Annotated in this window: 1 protein-coding gene and 2 pseudogenes; 1 reads left to right on the top strand and 2 read right to left on the bottom strand. The window is 62.5% G+C overall.

The window, feature by feature from the left end:
• Positions 1 to 236 (bottom strand): annotated as a pseudogene (locus DBR24_RS05675) (DUF533 domain-containing protein); the annotation flags it as partial.
• 199 nt (positions 237 to 435) lie between these two features.
• On the opposite strand from DBR24_RS05675, the gene pcsA reads away from it, so the two are divergent.
• Positions 436 to 1,158 (top strand): phosphatidylcholine synthase, encoded by a 723-nt coding sequence (pcsA, locus tag DBR24_RS05670; protein WP_123467635.1) that lies wholly within the window; start codon positions 436 to 438, stop codon positions 1,156 to 1,158.
• A gap of 65 nt (positions 1,159 to 1,223) precedes the next feature.
• On the opposite strand, the pseudogene DBR24_RS05665 reads toward pcsA, so the two are convergent.
• Positions 1,224 to 1,933, bottom strand: a pseudogene (locus tag DBR24_RS05665) (class I SAM-dependent methyltransferase); the annotation flags it as partial.

Below are 1,933 nucleotides of genomic sequence, written 5' to 3'. Positions count from 1 at the left end.
AATCCACCCAATCCGCCCAACCCGCCGGGCGCCGCCGAACCGCCGCCACTGGCCGAACCGCCACCCAACAGACCGCCCAGCAATCCACCCAGACCGCCACCGGCCGAAGCGTTTTCCTGTTGTCCCGCCGAGGCCTGGCCTCGCAGCAGTTGTTCGAGCAAATCGCTGGTGTTCATGACGTCATCCTCCGGCGTTGGTATTGGCCGCGTCTGGCAACGATAGACCGGTGCGGCCATTGCGCCAGCACCGTTTGGCCGACGCGCCATCCGCTGAATCATTTCGTCCCACGCATTTTTTGGCGGCCAGCTAAGATTCATGGCAGGTGAACCTTATCCCGGCCAGACCGGTCGATAGCTGCAACCCCGACCCGGTTTGCCGGCGCCCTTCTGAACGAGGGTGATAACCGGCTTGCTTCACTTTCTGGAGAACGCCCCCGTGATATCGACTCTACACATCGCCAGGCTCAAAGCATGGGGCGCCCATGGTTTTACCGCGACCGGCGTGGTCACCGCCTTCCTCGCCACCCTCGCCCTGCTGGAAAACCAGCCGACTCACTGCCTGATGTGGCTGGGCGTGGCGCTGATCGTCGACGGCCTCGACGGTGCGCTGGCACGCAAAGTCAACGTGCAATCGGTACTGCCGAGTTTCGACGGCTCGATCCTCGACCTGGTGATCGACTACCTGACGTACGTTTTCATCCCGGCCCTGTTCATCTATCGCTACATTCCGTTGCCGGACTACACCTTGCTGCTGACCGTGTCGCTGATTCTGGTGTCATCACTGTTCTGTTTCTGCAACGTCAACATGAAGAGCAAGGACAACTATTTCGTCGGTTTCCCCGCAGCGTGGAACGTGGTGGCGCTGTGTCTGTACATCATCGGCCCGGGGCCGTGGATCACGTTCCTCACCGTGATCGGCCTGGCGCTGTTGACGGTGACGCGAATGAAGTTCCTGCACCCGTTCCGCGTGCGCCGGTTCATGCCGATCAACATTGCGGTGACGGCGATCTGGCTGCTGTGCAGCCTGTCGCTGGTGCTCAACCATCCGCTGATCAACCCGCTGGTGATGGGGTTGTGGTTGCTGATGTCGGCGTACTTCCTGGGCATCTGCATCTGGCGCACGGCGCTGGAGTGGTTTGATCGGGCCCAGTTGAAATAGGCCATCCGCCGCAACACATCTCCCCTGCAGGCTCGCGCCTGCAGGGGATGTTCGCTTTTGCGTGATCAGCGTTTGGTGATCACCACCTCCAGATACTCGCTCGGCACCACCAGCGATGCCTCCCCCGCTCGATTCGAGCGGTTGAGCAAATCCGCCAGATCACTCTCCAGTGCCTGACCGCTCTCTGGCGGCAGCGCCGCGAAGGCCTTGTGCACCGGCCCGTACCAATGACGAAAGATGTCGATGAAATGCAGCGCCGAGCGATAACGGAAATTGAAGGTGCGCCGGGTTACTTGCACGACAAAATCGTGATCGTTGAAATGCGTATGCAGCCAGGCTTCGGTGCCCCAGTTTGCCGGCGGCTGGGCGACGGGCGGCGGTGGCAGATGGCGGCTGAGGGTCTTGAACATCTGGCCGACAAAACCTTCTGGGGTCCAGTTGGCCAGACCGATCCGTCCGCCCCGACGACAGACCCGCGCCAGTTCCGCGGCGGCCTGGGCCTGATCGGGTGCGAACATCACGCCGAAGGTCGACAGCACCGCGGCAAAACTGTCGTCGGCAAACGGCAAGGCTTCGGCATCGGCCACCTGAAAGGTCACGTCCAGATGTTCGGCCCGGGCGCGATCCTGGCCGCGTTCGAGCAAGGCCGCGACATAGTCGGTCGAGGTCACCAGACAGCCGCGCCGCGCCGCCGCCAGTGTGGCGTTGCCGTTGCCGGCGGCAACGTCCAGCACCTCCTCGTCGCAACGCAGGTCGCAGGCCTCGGCGAGGTTTT

This window comes from Pseudomonas sp. HMWF006, from assembly GCF_003061205.1.
Taxonomy (GTDB): domain Bacteria; phylum Pseudomonadota; class Gammaproteobacteria; order Pseudomonadales; family Pseudomonadaceae; genus Aquipseudomonas; species Aquipseudomonas monsensis.
Note: the sequence above shows the minus strand (reverse complement) of the source record. Positions and strands in the feature narration are given on the sequence as shown.